At 40.3% G+C, this 19255-nt stretch carries 17 protein-coding genes; 8 read left to right on the top strand and 9 right to left on the bottom strand.

Annotated features, from left to right (window positions below):
- Positions 1-139: 139 nt before the first annotated feature.
- Entirely contained in the window at positions 140-421 is a 282-nt protein-coding gene (locus tag J3U74_RS03360; protein WP_220219302.1) for a DUF5339 domain-containing protein, read from the top strand.
- Positions 422-435: 14 nt separating this feature from the next.
- Here J3U74_RS03360 and J3U74_RS03355 read toward each other — a convergent pair whose 3' ends face one another.
- The 3 genes from J3U74_RS03355 to J3U74_RS03345 form a co-directional block, all read right to left on the bottom strand.
- Positions 436-921, bottom strand: a complete 486-nt coding sequence (locus tag J3U74_RS03355) for a thermonuclease family protein (protein WP_267328768.1) — start codon at positions 919-921, stop codon at positions 436-438.
- A gap of 580 nt (positions 922-1501) precedes the next feature.
- Positions 1502-2023: a bifunctional 3-hydroxydecanoyl-ACP dehydratase/trans-2-decenoyl-ACP isomerase gene (gene fabA, locus J3U74_RS03350; protein WP_220219625.1), complete on the bottom strand. Its 522-nt coding sequence runs from the start codon at positions 2021-2023 to the stop codon at positions 1502-1504.
- A 142-nt stretch (positions 2024-2165) separates the two neighbouring features.
- On the bottom strand, positions 2166-3938 hold the full coding sequence (locus tag J3U74_RS03345; protein ID WP_267328769.1) for a Lon protease family protein: 1773 nt from the start codon (positions 3936-3938) through the stop codon (positions 2166-2168).
- A gap of 193 nt (positions 3939-4131) precedes the next feature.
- Here J3U74_RS03345 and J3U74_RS03340 point away from each other — a divergent pair, with 193 nt between their 5' ends.
- A complete protein-coding gene (locus J3U74_RS03340) occupies positions 4132-5904 on the top strand; it encodes a DUF3413 domain-containing protein (protein ID WP_267328770.1) in 1773 nt (590 codons plus the stop codon).
- Between the two features lie 17 nt (positions 5905-5921).
- Here the strand turns inward: J3U74_RS03340 and lipA are convergent, their stop codons facing one another.
- Together lipA and lipB are read right to left on the bottom strand one after the other, a co-directional pair.
- Complete coding sequence (gene lipA / locus J3U74_RS03335; RefSeq protein WP_220219306.1) at positions 5922-6881, bottom strand: lipoyl synthase; 960 nt, start codon at positions 6879-6881, stop codon at positions 5922-5924.
- Positions 6882-6892: 11 nt separating this feature from the next.
- Positions 6893-7513: a lipoyl(octanoyl) transferase LipB gene (gene lipB, locus J3U74_RS03330; RefSeq protein ID WP_267328771.1), complete on the bottom strand. Its 621-nt coding sequence runs from the start codon at positions 7511-7513 to the stop codon at positions 6893-6895.
- A 374-nt stretch (positions 7514-7887) separates the two neighbouring features.
- Here lipB and aceE point away from each other — a divergent pair, with 374 nt between their 5' ends.
- The 5 genes from aceE to J3U74_RS03305 all read left to right on the top strand — a co-directional run bounded on the left by aceE (position 7888) and on the right by J3U74_RS03305 (position 15425).
- Positions 7888-10554: a pyruvate dehydrogenase (acetyl-transferring), homodimeric type gene (gene aceE, locus J3U74_RS03325; RefSeq protein ID WP_220219308.1), complete on the top strand. Its 2667-nt coding sequence runs from the start codon at positions 7888-7890 to the stop codon at positions 10552-10554.
- A 12-nt stretch (positions 10555-10566) separates the two neighbouring features.
- Positions 10567-12183, top strand: coding sequence for a pyruvate dehydrogenase complex dihydrolipoyllysine-residue acetyltransferase (gene aceF, locus J3U74_RS03320; protein ID WP_416379757.1), 1617 nt, complete (start codon positions 10567-10569; stop codon positions 12181-12183).
- A gap of 15 nt (positions 12184-12198) precedes the next feature.
- The gene (gene lpdA / locus J3U74_RS03315) at positions 12199-13623 is read left to right on the top strand and encodes a dihydrolipoyl dehydrogenase (RefSeq protein ID WP_267328772.1); all 1425 of its coding nucleotides are present in this window, start codon (positions 12199-12201) and stop codon (positions 13621-13623) included.
- Positions 13624-14704: 1081 nt separating this feature from the next.
- Positions 14705-14845, top strand: a complete 141-nt coding sequence (locus tag J3U74_RS03310) for a hypothetical protein (RefSeq protein WP_267346899.1) — start codon at positions 14705-14707, stop codon at positions 14843-14845.
- A 439-nt stretch (positions 14846-15284) separates the two neighbouring features.
- The gene (locus J3U74_RS03305) at positions 15285-15425 is read left to right on the top strand and encodes a hypothetical protein (RefSeq protein WP_267346900.1); all 141 of its coding nucleotides are present in this window, start codon (positions 15285-15287) and stop codon (positions 15423-15425) included.
- Positions 15426-15660: 235 nt separating this feature from the next.
- Here J3U74_RS03305 and J3U74_RS03300 read toward each other — a convergent pair whose 3' ends face one another.
- From J3U74_RS03300 to J3U74_RS03285, 4 genes are read right to left on the bottom strand one after another with little or no spacing between them, the layout of a single operon-like run.
- Positions 15661-16488 carry a PTS system mannose/fructose/sorbose family transporter subunit IID gene (locus J3U74_RS03300; protein WP_267329682.1) on the bottom strand — a complete coding sequence of 276 codons (828 nt, stop codon included), beginning with the start codon at positions 16486-16488 and terminating at the stop codon, positions 15661-15663.
- A 14-nt stretch (positions 16489-16502) separates the two neighbouring features.
- On the bottom strand, positions 16503-17333 hold the full coding sequence (locus J3U74_RS03295; RefSeq protein WP_220219317.1) for a PTS mannose/fructose/sorbose/N-acetylgalactosamine transporter subunit IIC: 831 nt from the start codon (positions 17331-17333) through the stop codon (positions 16503-16505).
- A gap of 24 nt (positions 17334-17357) precedes the next feature.
- Positions 17358-17849 carry a PTS system mannose/fructose/N-acetylgalactosamine-transporter subunit IIB gene (locus J3U74_RS03290; RefSeq protein WP_220219318.1) on the bottom strand — a complete coding sequence of 164 codons (492 nt, stop codon included), beginning with the start codon at positions 17847-17849 and terminating at the stop codon, positions 17358-17360.
- A 27-nt stretch (positions 17850-17876) separates the two neighbouring features.
- Positions 17877-18299 carry a PTS sugar transporter subunit IIA gene (locus J3U74_RS03285; protein WP_267329683.1) on the bottom strand — a complete coding sequence of 141 codons (423 nt, stop codon included), beginning with the start codon at positions 18297-18299 and terminating at the stop codon, positions 17877-17879.
- Positions 18300-18493: 194 nt separating this feature from the next.
- On the opposite strand from J3U74_RS03285, the gene deoC reads away from it, so the two are divergent.
- Positions 18494-19216 (top strand): deoxyribose-phosphate aldolase, encoded by a 723-nt coding sequence (deoC, locus tag J3U74_RS03280; protein ID WP_267329684.1) that lies wholly within the window; start codon positions 18494-18496, stop codon positions 19214-19216.
- The last annotated feature ends 39 nt before the right edge of the window (positions 19217-19255 follow it).

Below are 19255 nucleotides of genomic sequence, written 5' to 3'. Positions count from 1 at the left end.
GTTCCCACCTCAGTATTTCTTTACTTCTTTTTTCTAGACTTTTACCATTTTGTTTTATATTATAATTCCTGCTTTTTAAGCAATGTTGTTTTATGTTGACAACAATCTAATGAAAATTAATTGATTATAAGGAAACACAATGAAAAAGTTAGCATTATCTGTTGTATTATTAAGTTTATCTTCTTTTGCCATGGCTGATTTATCTGCTACTTGTCAAACTTACTTTGATAGCATCGATGAATATATCAAAGATATGCCAACTGCAGGATTAACAGCAGAACAATTAGAAATGATGAAATCAGGACTTGAGCAAAGCAAACAACAAGTAGCGGCAATGCCTACTGATACTCAAGAATCTGCATGTAAACAAGGTATTGAAGCACTTAAACAAGCTCAAGCAGCTACGCCTACTAAAAAATAATATTTAGTTAAGGTTTATTGTTTATTACGATAACGAAATTGCCAAGGGGCTATCGGATTTTTGTCTTTCCATAGCCCTTTGTTGTTTAATTTGGCTTGCTTTTCTCGTTTAACCATTAATTTATTGCTTGCTTTACCTCGATATCGGTATGCCCACGCATAACCATTTTCAACCATTTTGGCATTAATATTCATTTTATTATAAAAAATCGTGCCTAATGTCCTATTGTAAATATCTTTTTTGTTTGCTTTGACAAACACATATTTGCCGGCAATAAGTGAGGCTAAATATTTTCTTGATGCATTACCATATGCTTGACCTTTCTCCGGTGCATCAATATCCAGCAAACGGATTCGTACTTTTTGGTTTGTGATTGTCAGTAAATCGATCGTATCACCGTCGAGCACCTTAATGACCGTACCATTTAAGTCGGCAAAAACTACACCAACTGACAGGCAAAATAATAAAATTGCAAGGAAAAAACGATTAATTAATTTCATATGTGGCAACAATTACAAAAATTTAAATTATTATACCGATAATACCAAAAATACTAAATGCGCAAAGCGTGTATATAGCCCAATAATAGCTTGTTATTCATCAATTAGATTCCTTTGCCTGCTATTCGTTTTTCACTGAATTGCGGATTGATTGACTAAATCATTTATGGAAGAGAGGGTAGCAATTTCAAAAATACTAAATGAGTAAAGCTGCATCAAGCCAATAATAGCTTGTTAGTCATCAATTAGATTCGTTTGCTAGCTATCCGTTTTTCACTAAATTGCGGATTGATTGACTAAAATCATTTATGGAAGAGAGGCTAGTAATTTCAAAAATACTAAATGAGTAAAGCTGCATCAAGCCAATAATAGCTTGTTATTCATCAATTAGATTCGTTTGCTAGCTATCCGTTTTTCACTGAATTGCGAATTGATTGACTAAATCAGTTATGGAAGAGAGGCTAGTAATATCAAAATAGTCAGAAATACAGATTTGGCAAAGTGGCGAGATAGATTGGAAAATTAAACTATCGATCAGCCTTACCGATTAACTGTAAGGCTGAGTAAGCTTAACTAAAAATTAAAAAGCGTTAGTATCTTGAAATAGCCCGACTTTTAGATCAGAAGCTTGATAGATAAGTTTACCGTCAACATAAACTTCACCGTCACCGATACCCATAATTAATTTACGGTTAATGACACGTTTAAAATGTATTTTATAGGTGACTTTTTTATTGGTTGGTAATACTTGACCGGCAAATTTTACCTCGCCTACGCCCAGCGCTCGACCTTTACCTTTACCACCAATCCAGCCTAAATAAAAGCCAACTAATTGCCACATGGCATCAAGCCCAAGGCAACCGGGCATCACCGGATCATTTTTAAAATGACATTTGAAAAACCATAAGTCAGGGTTAATATCAAGTTCAGCTTCAACATAACCTTTGCCAAAGTTACCGCCTTGCTCATCCATGTTAACAACACGATCCATCATTAACATTAAATCAGAAGGTAATGGGGGACCGTCATGACCAAAGAGTTCATTGTTTCCCGATTTAATTAGATCCGCTTTATCGTACGAAGATTTACGTTCAAATGTCATAAAAAAGCCTTTTATTTTGTCATTACATACACGATTATAAACATCACTATTGACTAAAATATTACGCATAATAGTAACGGTGTAATGTGAGTTACTTAGCCATTTATCAATGGCGCCTGGCGGTAAAGTTTATTGTGTATTGCTATTTTTTGCAATATTTTTGCCACCTGCTAAACCAACTATCTTGCTTTTTTTCTTGCACTAGCAGTGACTGCATACGAGCATGAATCAATTTATATAGGCTGATATTCGCCTCATCTTTGTAGGGAATGCCGGTTAATAAATACAGGGCATCGGCGATATGCTCTACCGTCCAAATCGAGAATTTATCTTGCTCAACCGCAGCTATCACCTCATCACTTAAACTTAAGTGACGTTGATTGCTCGCCGGAATAATCACACCTTGTTGGCCGGTTAAGCCTTGATGCTGACAAACGGCAAAAAATCCTTCAATTTTTTCATTTACCCCGCCGATTGATTGAACATGGCCGAATTGATCCACTGAGCCGGTTACTGCCAATTGCTGGTCGATAGCTTGACCGGATAGGGCGCTAATAATCGCGCATAAACCGGCTAGCGATGCACTGTCACCGTCAATCTCGCTATAAGATTGTTCAAATACTAACGATGTAGAAAAGGGCAATTGATGATTAATGGCAAATTCAGACATGATAAAAGCCTGCATAATCATCATACCTTTAGAGTGGATATTTCCCGCCAGTTCGGTTTTGCGCTCAATATCAATAAATTCACCGTCCCCATAATGCACAAGACAACTTAATCGGGTTGGCTCACCAATTGCTTTTGGGTAGCCGGGGTATTCAAGAACGGATAACCCATTAATTTGCCCGACAACTTGGTCTTTAGTGTTAATCACGATTTGATCGGTAAAAAACTCATCATGAAAGCGCTCAGTGAGATAGTTCTCACGCCATGCTTTTTGTTCAAGTGCTTTACCCACAGCAAGTTTATCAATCTGATTATTTTCGGCAAAATAACTTGCCTCAAGCAGTAGCGATTGTGCCCACTCTACCGATAACGGAAGACAGTTTTGATCGCCGGTAAAACGGGTTGCTTGTTTAAATATTGTCATAAAAGCAGTCGGTTCAATAGCCGGTAATTGTAATTGTTGGGCAATAAATTGCAGATAATTCGTCCACTGATCGATTTGCTTTTCTGATGATATTGTTAATTCGTTTTCAAATTCAGCATAGATGGCTGAATTGAAAAACTCTGGTTCAAACTCCTGCAATTCAGTCATACTTAGCCGGTCACCAACTAAAATTAACCGTAAATCTAGCGGCATGGCTGGAATGGTTAACGGTAAAGGGTGGGCATCATCGGCTGAAAACCATTCAAACACGCCATTATTAATCATCTGTTTTAATTTAACCCACAGTGCAGGTTGCGATAATAGCGAACGCAAACCTAAAATGAGCACACCACCATTAGCGTGATGAACTAACCCTGCTTGCAATTTGATTGGACGATTGTCCGGCTGCCTGACACAGCCAAAGAGTTTTTCTAGATCGACGCTAGTTTGCGCTAAGCAATTATCTTCAATAGCAAAGTTGTCTTGACGGGTTTTGGCCGTGGTTAAAGTGATTTTATTTTCACTAATATTGTAACTATACCCTAACGCTGGCTCAGCTAAGTTGGTTTTAACCGATTGTTTTAACAAATCAAAAAATAGCTCGCTTTCGGTGGCTTTTAATAACATAAAACGAGAGCGATATTTTGATGTCTTGTTATTGCATAAAAGCGATACCGCTGAGGCGACACGAGGTTGCCAAGCGAGCACATTTGTTGATCCAAAATCCGGTAAATCGGTCTGTGTTTTGTTCTTTTTTGCAAGTTCTACGATTAGATTTGTATCGGGTTGGATCTGTTGTGATTTGAGTTGTTTGATTGCCAAAATTATTATCTTATTTGATCAGCTAAATTATATTTTGAATTATAGCAAGTATCGATTACAACGCCAACAGATAACAGGGATCTTTGTGCTAACAAATAAAAAAATTACAGAAAGATTTTTCAAAATCGGGTAAACTGTCGAGAATTTTTAATGTTTCGTTTTCTTCATTTAATATCATTATCAACAATTATATATGCTCAAACTCAAAAATAATCACATCAAAGATGACCAAGCTTCGCAGATTGTCAGTTGGGGACACTGGTTCACGCTGTTTAATATTTTTGTAGTCATTATACTGGGTAGTCAATATTTGGTGATCGCTGATTGGCCACGTACATTTATGGGGCGATTTTATGCCATTATTAGTGTAATGGGGCATTTTAGTTATTTGACATTTATTACTTATTTGGTACTTATTTTTCCACTCAGTTTTTTTATCCATTCCTCACGTTGGCAGCGGATTTTCGCCACTATTATTGCCACTTTAGGAATTACTTTACTGTTAATTGATTTAGAGGTCTTTTCACATTTCAGAATGCACCTTAACTTATCAATTTGGCAGTTACTGAGTTCAAATAAAGCCTCTTTTTTAAGCACAGCATTTATTTTAATTCCGTTTATTTTACTGATTGAAATTCTATTTTCGTTATGGAGCTGGAAAAAACTGCGTAGTTTAAGTAAACGTAAGCGCTATGCAAAACCAGTTGTTATCGGCTTTATTCTCTGTTTTGTTTCATCTCACCTAATTCATATCTGGGCTGATGCGAACTTTTATCGTCCAATTACAATGCAGCGTTCGAGTTTACCGTTATCTTACCCGTTAACGGCTCGTCATTTCCTTGAACGATATGGCTTTATTGAAGAGAACGACTACCGAAATCGCACCATTCAAGAAGGCAACCCATTTGCTATTGCTATCGAATACCCACTGGGACGAGTGGTATTTGATGAGCCACAAACAAAGCAAAATGTATTAATGGTTGTCATTGACGGTTGGAGTGAACAGCTATTAGCCAACAATATGCCTTGGCTAAAAGAATTTGCACAAGACAATTTACAGTTCGACAACCACTTTAGTGCTAGCAATCAAGCCTATTTGAATAACTTTTCACTGTTTTATGGATTAGATCCTAATTATTACAACAGTATTTTGGCTAGCCATAAGACTTCGGTTTTATTTGATACTGTTGCTAAGCAACACTACAATCTTGGGTTGTTTTCATCCAGCGGGTTTGTTGAGCCTTTATACCGTTATGCGTTACTGTCTAACTTTACGCTGCCGGAACCGAAAAAACAGTCCAATAAACAAACTACTGACTATTGGATGGCATGGCACGATGAGCAAAATAAACTTGAAAATCATGCGCCACTGTTCTCATTGATCCACTACTCGCTTGGCGTGAAAAACAAAAAGATGACCATTACCGAATTAGCGTCAGATGCTAAAAAGTTAGATCAATATTTGCAATCCTTGATCGCCTATCTGAAACAAAGTGGCGCTTATGATAATACGGTGATTATTATCACCGGCTCAAATGATATTTCGATTGATGAAAGCAAAAAATTGGTTTTCCGTGAAAGTGGTGATCGTTTTAATCGGGAAGTGCTTAAAATGCCATTGATTATCGCATGGCCAAATAAAGATAAAGCAAAAATCACTGATATTACATCTCAAACGGATATTTTACGCACATTAATGCAAGACGTATTGAATGTAACAACGCCACCACAACAATACAGTCAAGGTAAAAACTTATTTAATCAAAGCCCACGGCAATGGGTTGTGGCTGGGGGTGAAAATGCAATTGCAGCCTTGTATGACGATAAAACGATTGTTATTGATGCCTTTGGTCGTTCAAAAATCTACAATTTAACTGGCAAGTTACAAAAAAGTGAAAAGATGAGTTTACCGCTGTTTTTGCAGATTGTGACTGAAAACCGGCGCTTTATGGTGGTGGATAACTAAATAAAAAAAGGTGAAGATTACTTCACCTCTTTTCCCATTGCTTGCAAATCGGCATGATACGATGAGCGAACAAATGGACCACAGGCCGCATGAGTAAATCCCATATCTAAAGCGATCTGTTTCAATTCATCAAATTCAGCCGGCGAGACATAGCGCTCAACCGGTAAATGGTACTGACTGGGTTGCAAATATTGACCCAAAGTTAGCATGGTCACGCCGTGCGTACGTAAATCTTTCAACACTTGAATCAACTCTTCATTGGTTTCGCCCAACCCGACCATTAGCCCGGATTTGGTTGGAATATCCGGATGCTTCTCTTTAAATGCCGCCAGTAATTTCAACGAACCTTGATAGTTTGCCCCCGGTCGAATTTTTTTGTATAAACGAGGAATGTTTTCTAAATTATGGTTAAACACATCGGGTGGTGCTTCGCTCAATACCTCGACCGCTTGCTCGATACATCCACGGAAATCGGGCGTAAGGGTCTCGACTTTGACATTCGGGCTTAAGGCGCGAATCTGTTGCGTACAAGCTGCAAAATGGCTTGCTCCGCCGTCTTTAAGGTCATCTCGGTCAACTGAGGTAATGACCACATAGCGCAATTTCATCTCTTCAATGGTTTTAGCCAATTTTAGTGGCTCTTGCTGATCGGGTGGTAAAGGTCTACCGTGGGCAACATCACAAAATGGACAGCGCCGTGTACAGATATCACCTAAGATCATAAAAGTCGCTGTACCGTGGTTAAAACACTCTGCCAAATTGGGGCACGAGGCTTCCTCGCACACTGAGTGTAATCCATGTTTACGCAGTGTGGATTTGATATGCGCAATATTATCGGAATGTGCTGAAAGTTTAATTCTCATCCAATCGGGTTTTTTTAATGGTGCTGCTTCTTCTATGGTGATTGTTGGAATTAAACGGGTTTTGTCAGCATCACGATATTTTGAGCTTCTGACTGTCATTTCTTCATTTTGCATAATTAGATATCTTATTTGTTGAGTAATTGACTGAGAAAATTATCAGCGAGTAATTTCCTTATTAAATTACGGTCAATTTGTGATTGAAATTGTTTCAATTGAGTCATCTGCAATCCTGCATAACCACAAGGATTGATGTTATTAAAAGGCTTCAGATCCATATCAACATTCAGTGCCAACCCATGTAAGGTACAACCCTGTTTGATATGTAAGCCTAGCGAACAGATTTTTTTATCATCAATATATACGCCGGGCGCGTCGGATTTGGCATAAGCTATAATATCATAGTGTGCTAAGGTTTGTATGACACTATTTTCTAAATAACTGACCATATCCCGGATACCGATTTTTGCTCTTTTTAAATCGAATAAAACATACATAATTTGCTGACCCGGCGCATGATAGGTGATCTGCCCACCCCGATCGGTTTGAATAACCGGTATCTCGGATTGAACTAGCAAATGTTCGGCTTTTCCCACTTTTCCTTGCGTGAAAACCGGTGGATGTTCAACAAACCAAATTTGATCCGGTGTGTTAGCATCACGGTTAACCGTGAACTCATGCATAGCATGGTAAGCAGTCATGTAAGGGGTGATCCCAAGATCTTTAATGATGATATTATCAACAATCATGATTATTCTTTAATCCAACGCCGTTTAACAGTTAATTAACAAATATATAGCAGATTTTACTATAGCTTGACAACTACAGTGCTTTCAAGGTATAACCAAATAAGTTGGTTTCAATAATCTCCCGCAAGTTAAATTTGATTTATATCAATTAATTACAGCGATTTTCTTATTATCTATTGAAATAGTTGATTAATTTGATAGGAATTAACATGCACATCTAGGCTTAGGTTTGCTTTACTTTTCTATCGAAAATGGCAGACTTATAGTCATAAAGCTCCATAATGCAGAATTGAAGCTTATACAGTTAGTTATGGCATAGGTTGTAGCTAAGGATAGCAAAACTGCATTTTTTTAAACAAAAAAGAGGTTTTAATATGTCGGACATGCAAATGAATGATATCGATCCAGTCGAAACGCAAGATTGGCTGAAAAGTATTGAGTCAATTATACGTGAAGAAGGCGTCGAACGTGCGCAATATATTATTGAACAAATAGTCAACAAAGCAAGAGATGGCGGCGTGCCATTACTTTTCGGCTCTTCAACCAGTAACTATATCAATACCATTCCTGTAGAAGAACAACCAGCATACCCAGGAGATTGGGAAATTGAAAGGCGCATTCGTTCAATTGTCCGTTGGAATGCCATTATGATGGTTCTTAGAGCATCGAAAAAAGATTTAGAGCTTGGCGGACACATGGCATCATTCCAATCTGCGGCGACTTTCTATGAAGTCTGTTTTAACCATTTTTTCCGTGCTCGTAACGACAAAGACGGTGGTGATTTAATCTATTTCCAAGGTCATATCTCACCGGGTATCTACTCACGTGCTTTCATTGAAGGGCGCCTAACGGAAGAGCAGCTAGACAATTTCCGTCAAGAAGTGCACGGTAAAGGATTATCATCTTACCCTCATCCAAAATTAATGCCTGAATTCTGGCAATTCCCGACCGTATCAATGGGATTAGGTCCAATTAGTGCAATCTATCAAGCACGTTTCTTAAAATACTTAAATCATCGTGGTTTAAAAGATACTACTGAACAAACTGTCTATGCCTTCTTAGGTGACGGTGAAATGGACGAGCCGGAATCAAAAGGCGCAATCACCGTTGCAACACGTGAAAAATTAGACAACTTAGTATTTGTTGTTAACTGTAATTTACAACGTTTGGACGGTCCTGTTACCGGTAATGGTAAAATTATCAATGAACTCGAAGGCGTCTTTGCCGGTGCGGGTTGGAATGTGATTAAAGTGCTTTGGGGCGATCGCTGGGATAAATTATTACAGAAAGATACTTCAGGTAAATTAATCCGCTTAATGAACGAAACCCTAGACGGTGATTATCAAACATTAAAATCAAAAGACGGTGCTTACGTACGTGAACACTTCTTTGGCAAATATCCGGAAACAGCCGAATTAGTTAAAGATATGAGCGATGAAGAGATCTTCCGCCTCAATCGTGGTGGTCAAGACCCGGCTAAGATGTTTGCTGCATTTGCAAGAGCTAAAGAGACTAAAGATCGTCCGACTGTCATTTTAGCTCACACCATTAAAGGCTACGGTATGGGTGAAGCGGCAGAAGCGAAAAACATCGCTCACCAAGTGAAAAAAATGAATATGGACGGCGTGCGTCATGTTCGTGATTTCTTCAACATTCCGGTTACCGATGAAGCCCTTGAAAAACTGCCTTACATTAAATTTGAAGAGCATACACCGGAATATAAATATATTCATGAACGCCGTGATGCATTACATGGCTATGTACCTTCAAGATTAACCAAATTCACCGGCAGTGTATCGATTCCGCCATTAAGCGAATTTGCTTCACTACTTGAAGCGCAATCTAAAGAGATCTCAACGACGATTGCTTTTGTGCGTGCATTAAATATCATGCTTAAAGATAAAGATCTAGCGCCTCGTTTAGTGCCAATTCTTGCCGATGAAGCACGTACCTTTGGTATGGAAGGTTTATTCCGTCAAATCGGTATTTACAACCCTCACGGTCAACAATATACCCCTCAAGACAGAGAGCAAGTGGCTTACTATCGTGAAGATGAAAAAGGTCAAATTCTGCAAGAAGGGATCAATGAATGTGGTGCAACCGCTTCATGGTTGGCAGCGGCAACTTCATACAGTACTAACGACTTACCAATGATTCCATTTTATATCTACTACTCAATGTTTGGTTTCCAACGAGTCGGCGATTTAATGTGGGCAGCGGGTGATCAGCAAGCACGTGGCTTTATGATCGGTGGTACATCTGGTCGCACAACGTTAAACGGTGAAGGTTTACAACACCAAGACGGTCACAGCCATATCCAAGCATTAACCATTCCAAATTGTATCGCTTACGATCCGGCTTATGCTTATGAAGTTGCTGTTATTATGCAAGACGGTTTACGTCGTATGTATGGTGAGCAAGAAAACGTCTACTACTACATCACCACACTAAACGAGAACTATGCACAACCTGCTATGCCGGAAGGTGCTGAAGAAGGTATCTGCCGTGGTATCTACAAACTTGATACCGTAGAAGGGCAAAAAGGTAAACCAACTGTACAGTTATTAGGTTCAGGTTCGATTTTACGTCATGTACGTGAAGCGGCTGATATCCTAGCGAAGAACTATGGTATTACTTCAGAAGTCTACAGCGTCACATCATTTACTGAACTTGCACGAGACGGTCAAGATTGTGAACGTTACAATATGTTACACCCTAGCGAAACACCAAAAGTGCCTTATGTTGCACAAATTATGAATAATAATCCAGCTGTGGTTTCTACTGATTATATGAAACTTTATGCCGAGCAAATACGTGGATTTGTCCCTGCTGAAAGCTACCGAGTACTAGGTACCGACGGCTTTGGACGCAGTGATAGTCGTGAAAACTTACGTCATCATTTTGAAGTTGATGCATCTTATGTTGTGGTTGCAGCATTAGGCGAACTTGCTAAACGTGGTGATATTGAAACAAGTGTTGTTGAAGAAGCGATCAAAAAGTTTGAGATCAATGCCGACAAACTTAACCCACGTAACGCATAAGAGGTAACAATAATGAGTATAGAAATAAAATTACCTGATATTGGTAGTGATGAAGTTGAAGTCACGGAAATTTTAGTTAAAGTCGGCGATCGGGTTGAAGTTGATCAGTCGTTATTAACCGTTGAAGGTGATAAAGCATCAATGGAAATTCCTGCGCCACAGGCCGGGATCGTCAAATCAATCATCGTTAAAGTGGGCGACAAAGTTAAAACTGGCGTCAATATCATGGTATTTGACGAAGAGGGCGCTAACGCAGCGTCCGCCAGCACTGAAACCAAAGCCACTGATGCGCCCGCTACAACACCGGCTGCCCCGGCAAACAGCGCAGCGACAGCCAGCAAAGTGGTTGATGTCACTGTACCTGATATCGGTGGTGATGAAGTTGAAGTAACTGAAATTTTAGTCAAAATCGGTGATAGTGTTGCCGTTGATGACTCGCTAATTACTGTTGAAGGCGATAAAGCGTCAATGGAAGTACCGGCAACAATAGCTGGTATTGTGAAAAATATTACAGTCAAAGTGGGTGACAAAGTCAAAACCGGCTCTAAAATCATGGAGTTTGAAGTCACAGCCACAGCGGCACCGGCAAGCCCAGCGACAACAACAGCGCCAGCACCTGCGGCAAAAACTGATGTGGCACCGGTTGCGGTAGCCAGCGCTCCGGCAACGACGGCACCTGCGGTTAAAACCGCTGATGACTTTGTTGAAAATGACGCTTATGCTCACGCCACGCCGTCTGTGCGTCGCTTAGCACGTGAATTTGGCGTGAATTTAGCAAAAGTACCACCGACAGGTCCTAAACATCGTATTTTACGTGAAGATATTCAAGCTTACGTTAAAAATGCTGTTAAACAAGTGGAAACCGGCGCAGCTTCCGGCGCATTACCGGGCATACTGCCATGGCCTAAAGTTGATTTCAGCAAATTTGGCGAAGTGGAAAGCTTACCGCTAACCAAAATTCAGAAAGTTTCTGGGGCAAACCTACACCGAAATTGGGTGATGATCCCGCATGTGACTGAGTTTGATGAAACCGATATCACTGATCTTGAAGCATTCCGTAAGCAACAAAACGCCGAAGCGGACAAAAAGAAACTTGATGTTAAAATCACTCCGTTAGTGTTTATTATGAAAGCGGTCGCTAGTGCCTTAACGGCTTATCCACGCTTTAACAGCTCACTATCGGAAGATGCGCAAACGCTCATCATTAAAAAATACATCAATATTGGTGTTGCGGTAGATACGCCAAATGGTTTAGTCGTACCGGTATTTAAAGACGTCAACAAAAAAGGCATTATCGAACTATCACGTGAACTGGCTGAAGTATCGAAAAAAGCCCGTGAAGGTAAGTTAACCGGCGCAGATATGCAAGGGGGATGCTTCACCATTTCAAGCCTTGGCGGTATTGGTACTACCTCATTTACACCAATTGTCAATGCGCCTGAAGTCGGTATTTTAGGGGTATCACGCTCAAGTATGAAACCGGTATGGAATGGAAAAGAATTCACACCACGCTTAATGTTACCTTTATCACTATCATTCGATCATCGAGTGATTGACGGGGCAGATGGTGCACGCTTCTTAAGCCATATTGCTAACGTATTATCCGACTTACGTCGTTTAGTGATGTAAAGGAGGCAATCATATATGAGTCAAGAAGTTAAAACCCAACTTGTGGTATTAGGTGCAGGGCCAGCGGGATACTCCGCAGCCTTCCGAGCAGCCGATTTAGGATTAGACGTCACATTAGTTGAGCGCTATTCAACCTTAGGTGGCGTGTGTTTGAATGTGGGCTGTATTCCGTCAAAAGCTTTACTTCATGTGGCAAAAGTGATGGATGAAGCCAAATCCTTAACCGCTCATGGCATCCACTTTGGCACGCCAAAACTCGAACTTGATAAAGTGCGTGAATGGAAAGAAAAAGTCATCAATCAATTGACTAATGGCCTTGCCGGCATGGCAAAAATGCGCAAAGTCAATGTGATTCAAGGTGAAGCGCAATTTACCGGTAGCCATACTATGGATATCACATCAGCAAAAGGCATTACCAAACTCACGTTTGACAATGCGATTATTGCTGCTGGATCGCGTCCTATCACACTACCGTTTATACCGCACGATGACCCAAGAATATGGGATTCAACCGATGCGCTGGCGTTAACCTCCATTCCGAAAAAATTATTGTTAATGGGTGGCGGAATTATCGGTCTGGAAATGGGCACGGTATACCATGCGCTAGGTTCTGAAGTGGACGTGGTTGAAATGTTCGATCAAGTCATTCCGGCAGCCGACAAAGATGTGGTAAAAGTCTTCACAAAACAGATTCAGAAGAAGTTTACCTTAAGACTAGAAACCAAAGTCACATCCGTTGAAGCAAAACATGACGCAATTTACGTCACCATGGAGAAAAAAGACGGCACAAGCGAAACGCATACTTATGATGCCGTATTAGTGGCAATTGGTCGCACACCAAACGGAAAATTGATTGGCGCCGAAAATGCTGGGGTCAATGTAACCGACCGTGGCTTTATCGAAGTCGACAAACAGATGCGCACCAATGTACCGCACATTTATGCTATTGGCGATGTGGTAGGTCAACCAATGCTTGCCCATAAAGGTGTTCACGAAGGACACGTTGCAGCCGAAGTAATAGCCGGTAAAAAACACTACTTCGATCCAAAAACTATCCCGTCGATTGCTTACACCGAACCGGAAGTGGCATGGGTTGGATTAACCGAAAAAGAAGCCATTGCTAAGGGAATCGATTATGAAGTAGCGATCTTCCCATGGGCAGCATCCGGACGAGCAATTGCCTCAGATTGTTCAGAAGGGATGACCAAACTGATCTTCAACAAATCAGACAATCGCCTATTAGGCGGAGCGGTTGTTGGCGCAAATGGCGGAGAACTACTGGGTGAAATCACCCTAGCGGTTGAAATGGGTTGTGATGCAGAAGATATAGCCCTAACCATCCATGCCCACCCAACCTTACACGAATCGATAGGCTTAGCGGCAGAAATCTACGAAGGAACAGTCACCGACCTTCCTAATGCCAAAGCAGTGAAAAAATAGTCACGATTCACCAAAAAAAACAAGCCGTCAATAACCTTGACGGCTTTCAACTTTCCACAAAACCCAACACCACAGCTAATTTTGACAAAAACTTTCAGAAAACACCTATGTTTTAGTATAAAAATAAATTTTTAAAATTTTTTTAAACATATCCCAAATCCCAAACCGTTATCTTTCGCAATAACTTAAAAGGAGCACAAAAGACCTTGTCAAGAACTTTCAGAAAATACCTACGTTTTAGTATAAAAATAACTGTTCATGATATTTTCAAAAATATCGAAAAATCCACATTGCTACCTATAATAATAACTTAAAAGTCATAGGAAACCTTGACAAGAACTTTCAGAAAAACCCTACGTTTCAGTATAAAAACAAAAGGTTAAGATATTTCCAAAATATCCCAAAACCCATACCGTTACCTTCCACAAAAGCCAAAACATGCACCAACCCGCACCTTCACAAAGCGCCGACAACTGAGCGAGGTTAGCACGCCAAACAAGGATGTTTGGCGAGGCGCTGCTTTGTCCAGAACAAATCAGCGCCGGTGCGTTAAGACCGAATGAAGGCGGAGGGCAGTCGAAGACCGCTTAGGGTGGTGCTGCGAGGGGGTTATTAGGGGGATTTCGCAAAAAATCCCCTTAATTCGGACGCAGACACCGAAATGAAAAAAACACCAAACCCACAGCGTCCGAAACTTGCATACCAAAAACTCGAAACTTTCAACGAAAGTAAAATCTTGTCAAGAAGTTTCAGAAAATATAGGTGTTTAAGTAAAAATACAAACCATTGCCAAAAACTTTCAGAAAACACCTACGTTTTAGTATAAAAATAACTATTCATGATATTTTCAAAAATATCGAAAAATTCACATTGCTACCTATAATAATAACTTAAAAGTCATAGGAAACCTTGACAAGAACTTTCAGAAAAAGCCTACGTTTCAGTATAAAAACAAAAGTTTAAGAAATTTTTAAAATATCTCCAAACCCAAATCGTTACTTTTCCCAAAAGCCAAAACATACACCAACCCGCACCTTCACAAAGCGCCGACAACTGAGAGAGGTTAGCACGCCAAACAGGGATGTTTGGCGAGGCGCTGCTTTGTCCGGAACAAATCAGCGCCGGTGCGTTAAGACCGAACGAAGGCGGAGGGCAGTCGAAGACCGCTTTGTGTGGTGCTACGAGGTGGTTATTAGGGGGATTTCGCAAAAAATCCCCTTAATTCGGACGCAGACACCGAAATGAAAAAAACACCAAACCCACAGCGTCCGAAACTTGCATACCAAAAACTCGAAACTTTCAACGAAAGTAAAATCTTGTCAAGAAGTTTCAGAAAATATAGGTGTTTAAGTAAAAACACAAACCATTGTCAAGAACTTTCAGAAAACACCTACGTTTTAGTATAAAAATAACTGTTCATGATATTTTCAAATATATCGAAAAATTCACATTGCTACCTATAATAATAACTTAAAAGTCATAGGAAACCTTGACAAGAACTTTCAGAAAAACCCCACGTTTCAGTATAAAAACAAAAGTTTAAGAAATTTTTAAAATATCTCCAAACCCAAATCGTTACTTTTCCCAAAAGCCAAAACATGCACCAACCCGCACCTTCACAAAGCGCCGACAACTGAGCGAGGTTAGCACGCCAAACAAGGATGTTTGGCGAGGCGCTGCTTTGTCCGGAACAAATCAGTACCGGTGCGTTAAAACCGAACGAAGGCGGAGGGCAGTCGAAGACCGCTTTGGGTGGTGCTGCGAGGGGGTTATTAGGGGGATTTCGCAAAAAATCCCCCTAATTCGGACGCTGACAGCGTATTGAAAATATCAACCAATTAACAGCGTCCGAAACCTGCATACCAAAAAACCGCAACTTTCAGCGAAAGTAAAATCTTGTCAAGAAGTTTCAGAAAATATAGGTGTTTAAGCAAAAAAAACAACCCCTTGACAAGAACTTTCAGAAAACACCTATATTTAAGTATAAAAACAAAATTTTAAGATATTTTCAAAATATCCCCATTATCCACAAGGAACTCAAAAAATCCCCAACACCACCCCAACAGTGGTAATCGCCGTTAAAATAAGAATAACTTTCGTTGCGCTAAGCTGTTTTGCCGACACCAACCACCAAGCAATAAGCACCATTGACAGCGGTAATATTTTCGGGAAGATATCATCAAGCACACTTTGCAATGATCGCATCGACTCACCCATGGGGATTTCCAGCGTAGAGTTAAGTACAATATTGCCGGCTGCCAGCCCGCCTACCACCATAATGCCTAGAATATTAAAGGCATCAGTAATACGTTTAACATTATCCCCGATAATATTATCGATCGCATTAACGCCTAGCTTATAGCCATAAAAGAAACTTAAATAAGAGATAAGCGGACCTAAAATCCCATAAGCGAGGATATAAAATAGAGGTCCAATCGGATTGCCATTTGCTGCCATACCCATAGCAATCGATAATAGAATCGGCACAATAATGCCTTGAATAAGCGAATCACCGATACCGGCTAATGGCCCCATAAGGGTGGCTTTGATATTGACCGGTAGCTCTTCGGGGACATTTTTGCCTAAGGCTATCTCTTCTTCCATAGAAGCGACAATACCATTAATGATCTGCCCGGTTTGCGGTTCGGTGTTATAAAACATTGAATGCCGAATATATAACCGGCGTTTCGCTTCCGGATCGTCTTTGTAATATTTTTCAGCAAAGGGAATATAAGAAAACGCCCAGGCATGCGCCTGTAACTTTTCATAACTCATTGAGGATAAATGGGTAAATCCCCAGCGGTACCAAATTTGGCGTAACTCGTTTTTTGTCAATCTTGATTGATTGTTAATGACTTTATCCATTAGTACAACTCCTATTAGAACAGATCATCATCTTCAAATATGTCTGAATTTGTATCATTTGCCGGGTTATTATTGGCAACCGCTGGCTTATTGGTTGCCATGTAATACAGGTAAGCGACCAAAGCGGAAATAAACACCAATGCGATCATGCTTAAGCCTGCAAACGCCAGTAACACAAAACCGGCAAAGAAGAAAATTAACTGAATTTTAGATTTAATGACGATATTCATCAGCATCGCAATGCCCAGCGCCGGCAACACGCCACCTAAAACTGAGATGATTTTGGTGATAACTTCCGGTACATGACTTAATAACCAGTCAACTAAACCCGAACCGTAAAAAATAGCTAAAAATATCGGCACGGCTCGAATCAAAAAGGTGGTAATTTGCGGATAGATAAGATGATTTAGCACAATACCTCGAGGATTATTGTTTTGTGCCGCTTGTTGCGCTTTGTTGTTCCAAAACGAATAAAGCGCCATGCGGGTATTATAAAATATCAAACCAAAAGTCTGTCCGATAAGTACCGATAATGTGACGGCAACCGCCGGCTCTTTCGTGGTGGCTAACGCTAAACCAATACCGCCATAAGCGGCGTAGGTAATTTCACTGTTGGTGGCACCGCCGGTGGATAGATTGGCAATAAACACCGCCTGCACCGCTAAGCCACATGCCACACCAGATTGAATATCCCCAAAGGCAAAGCCAACAAGTAAGCCGGCAACCAGTGGTCTTCCTACCACATAAAAGCCACCGGACATACCAAAGAGCCATGGGGATTCAATGGCGCCTAAGTAGCAAAAAATGGCGGTCAGTAGGGCAGGAATAAAAAGTATCGTTTCCATGATGTTTTCCTCTTAAATAGATCCTCATAAGGTGTCATATCGTTTTTTCATCACTGACCAGCTTTTCGGTTCGTCATCTGGTAACAGTTGAAATTCGAGCGTGATACCGTGGCTTTCCAGATAGTCAAAAGCTTGGTAGTCATTTTGATCAATAGCAACCGTTCGACCGAGTACCTTAGCGCCGGCTCGAGTATTCATACAGCCAATATTGAGTGTGGGATTGAGTTTTGCGCCTGCTTTAAGGAGTTTTTCAAACGTTTGCGGCGAATCGCTGATTAGAAAAAAATTTTTCGTTGATTCCATGCCTTGCTGAATCTTATCAACCCCTTGGGCGACGGTATAAATACCAATTTTCAAATTACCGGCAGCGGCTTTTAATACCCTTTTGCGTAACTCATCGGCGGCAATATTGTCACCTACAACCAGTATGCCGTCGACCGGTCTCACTTTAGTCCAACGTGTCATAATTTGACCATGAATAACACGATCATCGACTCGGGTTAATGTAATTGTCATCGCTGTTAACTCCTATCTGATTACCTATTAAAAATCTAAACTGTCATCACTATCGATTACCGTTTTAGCAAGTGTTACCGCACTTTGTGCTACCTCTACAATCGATTGAACTGCCGCTTGAATATCGCCAGCCTCTTCTAACGCTGTCCCTGCTTGAATCAACATCGGTAAATTCAAACCGGCAATAAGAAACACCCGATCCGGATGAGCTAATGCATAACGTAACGTTTCGTTATAGGGCGTACCGCCTACGATGTCACTTAAAACGATAACCCCATTTTGCTCCGTTAATAATTGGTCTAGGGTTTGCGTTAATCTTGCCGAAAAATCACCAATGCCGGATTCATCGAGTTTGACCGCAATAAAACTGGCGCTATCGCCCGCTATCATTTGGTAGCTGGATAAAATCCCTTCGCACAAATTTCCGTGTGACGTGACTACTATCTTCATTATCGTTCCTCCATTGATTGTACGATCGGTATAAATATATATTTACATATTGAATTTAGTATAACAAATAGATTATGTTTTATTTGTTTGATTTTGGGATGTTTATCACAATTTGGTGGCAATATTGATTGACAAAAGGAAGATTATTTCTAATATATGTATTTACATATTAGGATTGAAGGATCATAAAAAACATGAAAAAATATTCTTTAGCGCAGTTAAGCCGATTAATCGATCACACCAATTTAAAAGCCGATGCCACACCAACAATGATGGAAAAACTTTGCATTGAAGCAAAAAACTATCATTTTAAAATGGTGGCAATTAATCAAGTACAGTCAAAGCTTTGTGCCAGTTTGTTGCAGGGCAGTGATGTCGGTATCGGGGCGGCAATTGCTTTTCCTTTGGGGCAAACGACAATTGAAGCAAAATGTTTTGAAACCCAAAATGCCATTGATAATGGAGCTACCGAAATTGACTATGTGATTAATCTTACCCAATTGAAAATCGGTAATTTAGCTTATATTGAAGATGAAATGTCGCAAATTGTAGCGATTTGTCGCAAACATCAAGTTATTTCAAAAGTGATTTTTGAAAATTACTACTTAACCGATGCCGAAAAAATTGCCCTGTGCCAGATTGCGGTTAAAGTAAAACCAGATTTTATAAAAACCTCAACCGGTTTTGCCCCAACCGGTGCAACGGTTGAAGATGTGAAACTGATGAAACAGCATGTCGGGGATACCGTCAAAGTAAAAGCCGCCGGTGGAATTCGGGATGCCAATACGTTTATTAAAATGCTGGAGGCTGGGGCGGAGCGAATTGGTACCAGTTCCGGCATCGCCATTATTGAAGCGATCAAACAAACATTGCTTGACAGTCATCAACAAACGATTGATGTGCAGTGCATGAAGTAAGCCATAGCAAAATATCCTTGATCACCAGTCGGTCAAGGA

The sequence above is a fragment of the Gilliamella sp. B3892 genome (assembly GCF_026536305.1).
In the GTDB taxonomy this organism is placed as follows: Bacteria; Pseudomonadota; Gammaproteobacteria; order Enterobacterales; family Orbaceae; genus Gilliamella.
Note: the sequence above shows the minus strand (reverse complement) of the source record. Positions and strands in the feature narration are given on the sequence as shown.

Excerpts from the sequence above, each read along its gene's own strand:
- J3U74_RS03360 (WP_220219302.1), top strand. The coding sequence starts at position 140 with ATGAAAAAGTTAGCATTATCTGTTGTATTATTAAGTTTATCTTCTTTT.
- J3U74_RS03355 (WP_267328768.1), bottom strand. The coding sequence starts at position 921 with ATGAAATTAATTAATCGTTTTTTCCTTGCAATTTTATTATTTTGCCTG.
- fabA (WP_220219625.1), bottom strand. The coding sequence starts at position 2,023 with ATGACATTTGAACGTAAATCTTCGTACGATAAAGCGGATCTAATTAAA.
- J3U74_RS03340 (WP_267328770.1), top strand. The coding sequence starts at position 4,132 with ATGCTCAAACTCAAAAATAATCACATCAAAGATGACCAAGCTTCGCAG.
- lipA (WP_220219306.1), bottom strand. The coding sequence starts at position 6,881 with ATGCAAAATGAAGAAATGACAGTCAGAAGCTCAAAATATCGTGATGCT.
- lipB (WP_267328771.1), bottom strand. The coding sequence starts at position 7,513 with ATGATTGTTGATAATATCATCATTAAAGATCTTGGGATCACCCCTTAC.
- aceE (WP_220219308.1), top strand. The coding sequence starts at position 7,888 with ATGTCGGACATGCAAATGAATGATATCGATCCAGTCGAAACGCAAGAT.
- aceF (WP_416379757.1), top strand. The coding sequence starts at position 10,567 with ATGAGTATAGAAATAAAATTACCTGATATTGGTAGTGATGAAGTTGAA.
- lpdA (WP_267328772.1), top strand. The coding sequence starts at position 12,199 with ATGAGTCAAGAAGTTAAAACCCAACTTGTGGTATTAGGTGCAGGGCCA.
- J3U74_RS03310 (WP_267346899.1), top strand. The coding sequence starts at position 14,705 with ATGTTTGGCGAGGCGCTGCTTTGTCCGGAACAAATCAGCGCCGGTGCG.
- J3U74_RS03305 (WP_267346900.1), top strand. The coding sequence starts at position 15,285 with ATGTTTGGCGAGGCGCTGCTTTGTCCGGAACAAATCAGTACCGGTGCG.
- J3U74_RS03300 (WP_267329682.1), bottom strand. The coding sequence starts at position 16,488 with ATGGATAAAGTCATTAACAATCAATCAAGATTGACAAAAAACGAGTTA.
- J3U74_RS03295 (WP_220219317.1), bottom strand. The coding sequence starts at position 17,333 with ATGGAAACGATACTTTTTATTCCTGCCCTACTGACCGCCATTTTTTGC.
- J3U74_RS03290 (WP_220219318.1), bottom strand. The coding sequence starts at position 17,849 with ATGACAATTACATTAACCCGAGTCGATGATCGTGTTATTCATGGTCAA.
- J3U74_RS03285 (WP_267329683.1), bottom strand. The coding sequence starts at position 18,299 with ATGAAGATAGTAGTCACGTCACACGGAAATTTGTGCGAAGGGATTTTA.
- deoC (WP_267329684.1), top strand. The coding sequence starts at position 18,494 with ATGAAAAAATATTCTTTAGCGCAGTTAAGCCGATTAATCGATCACACC.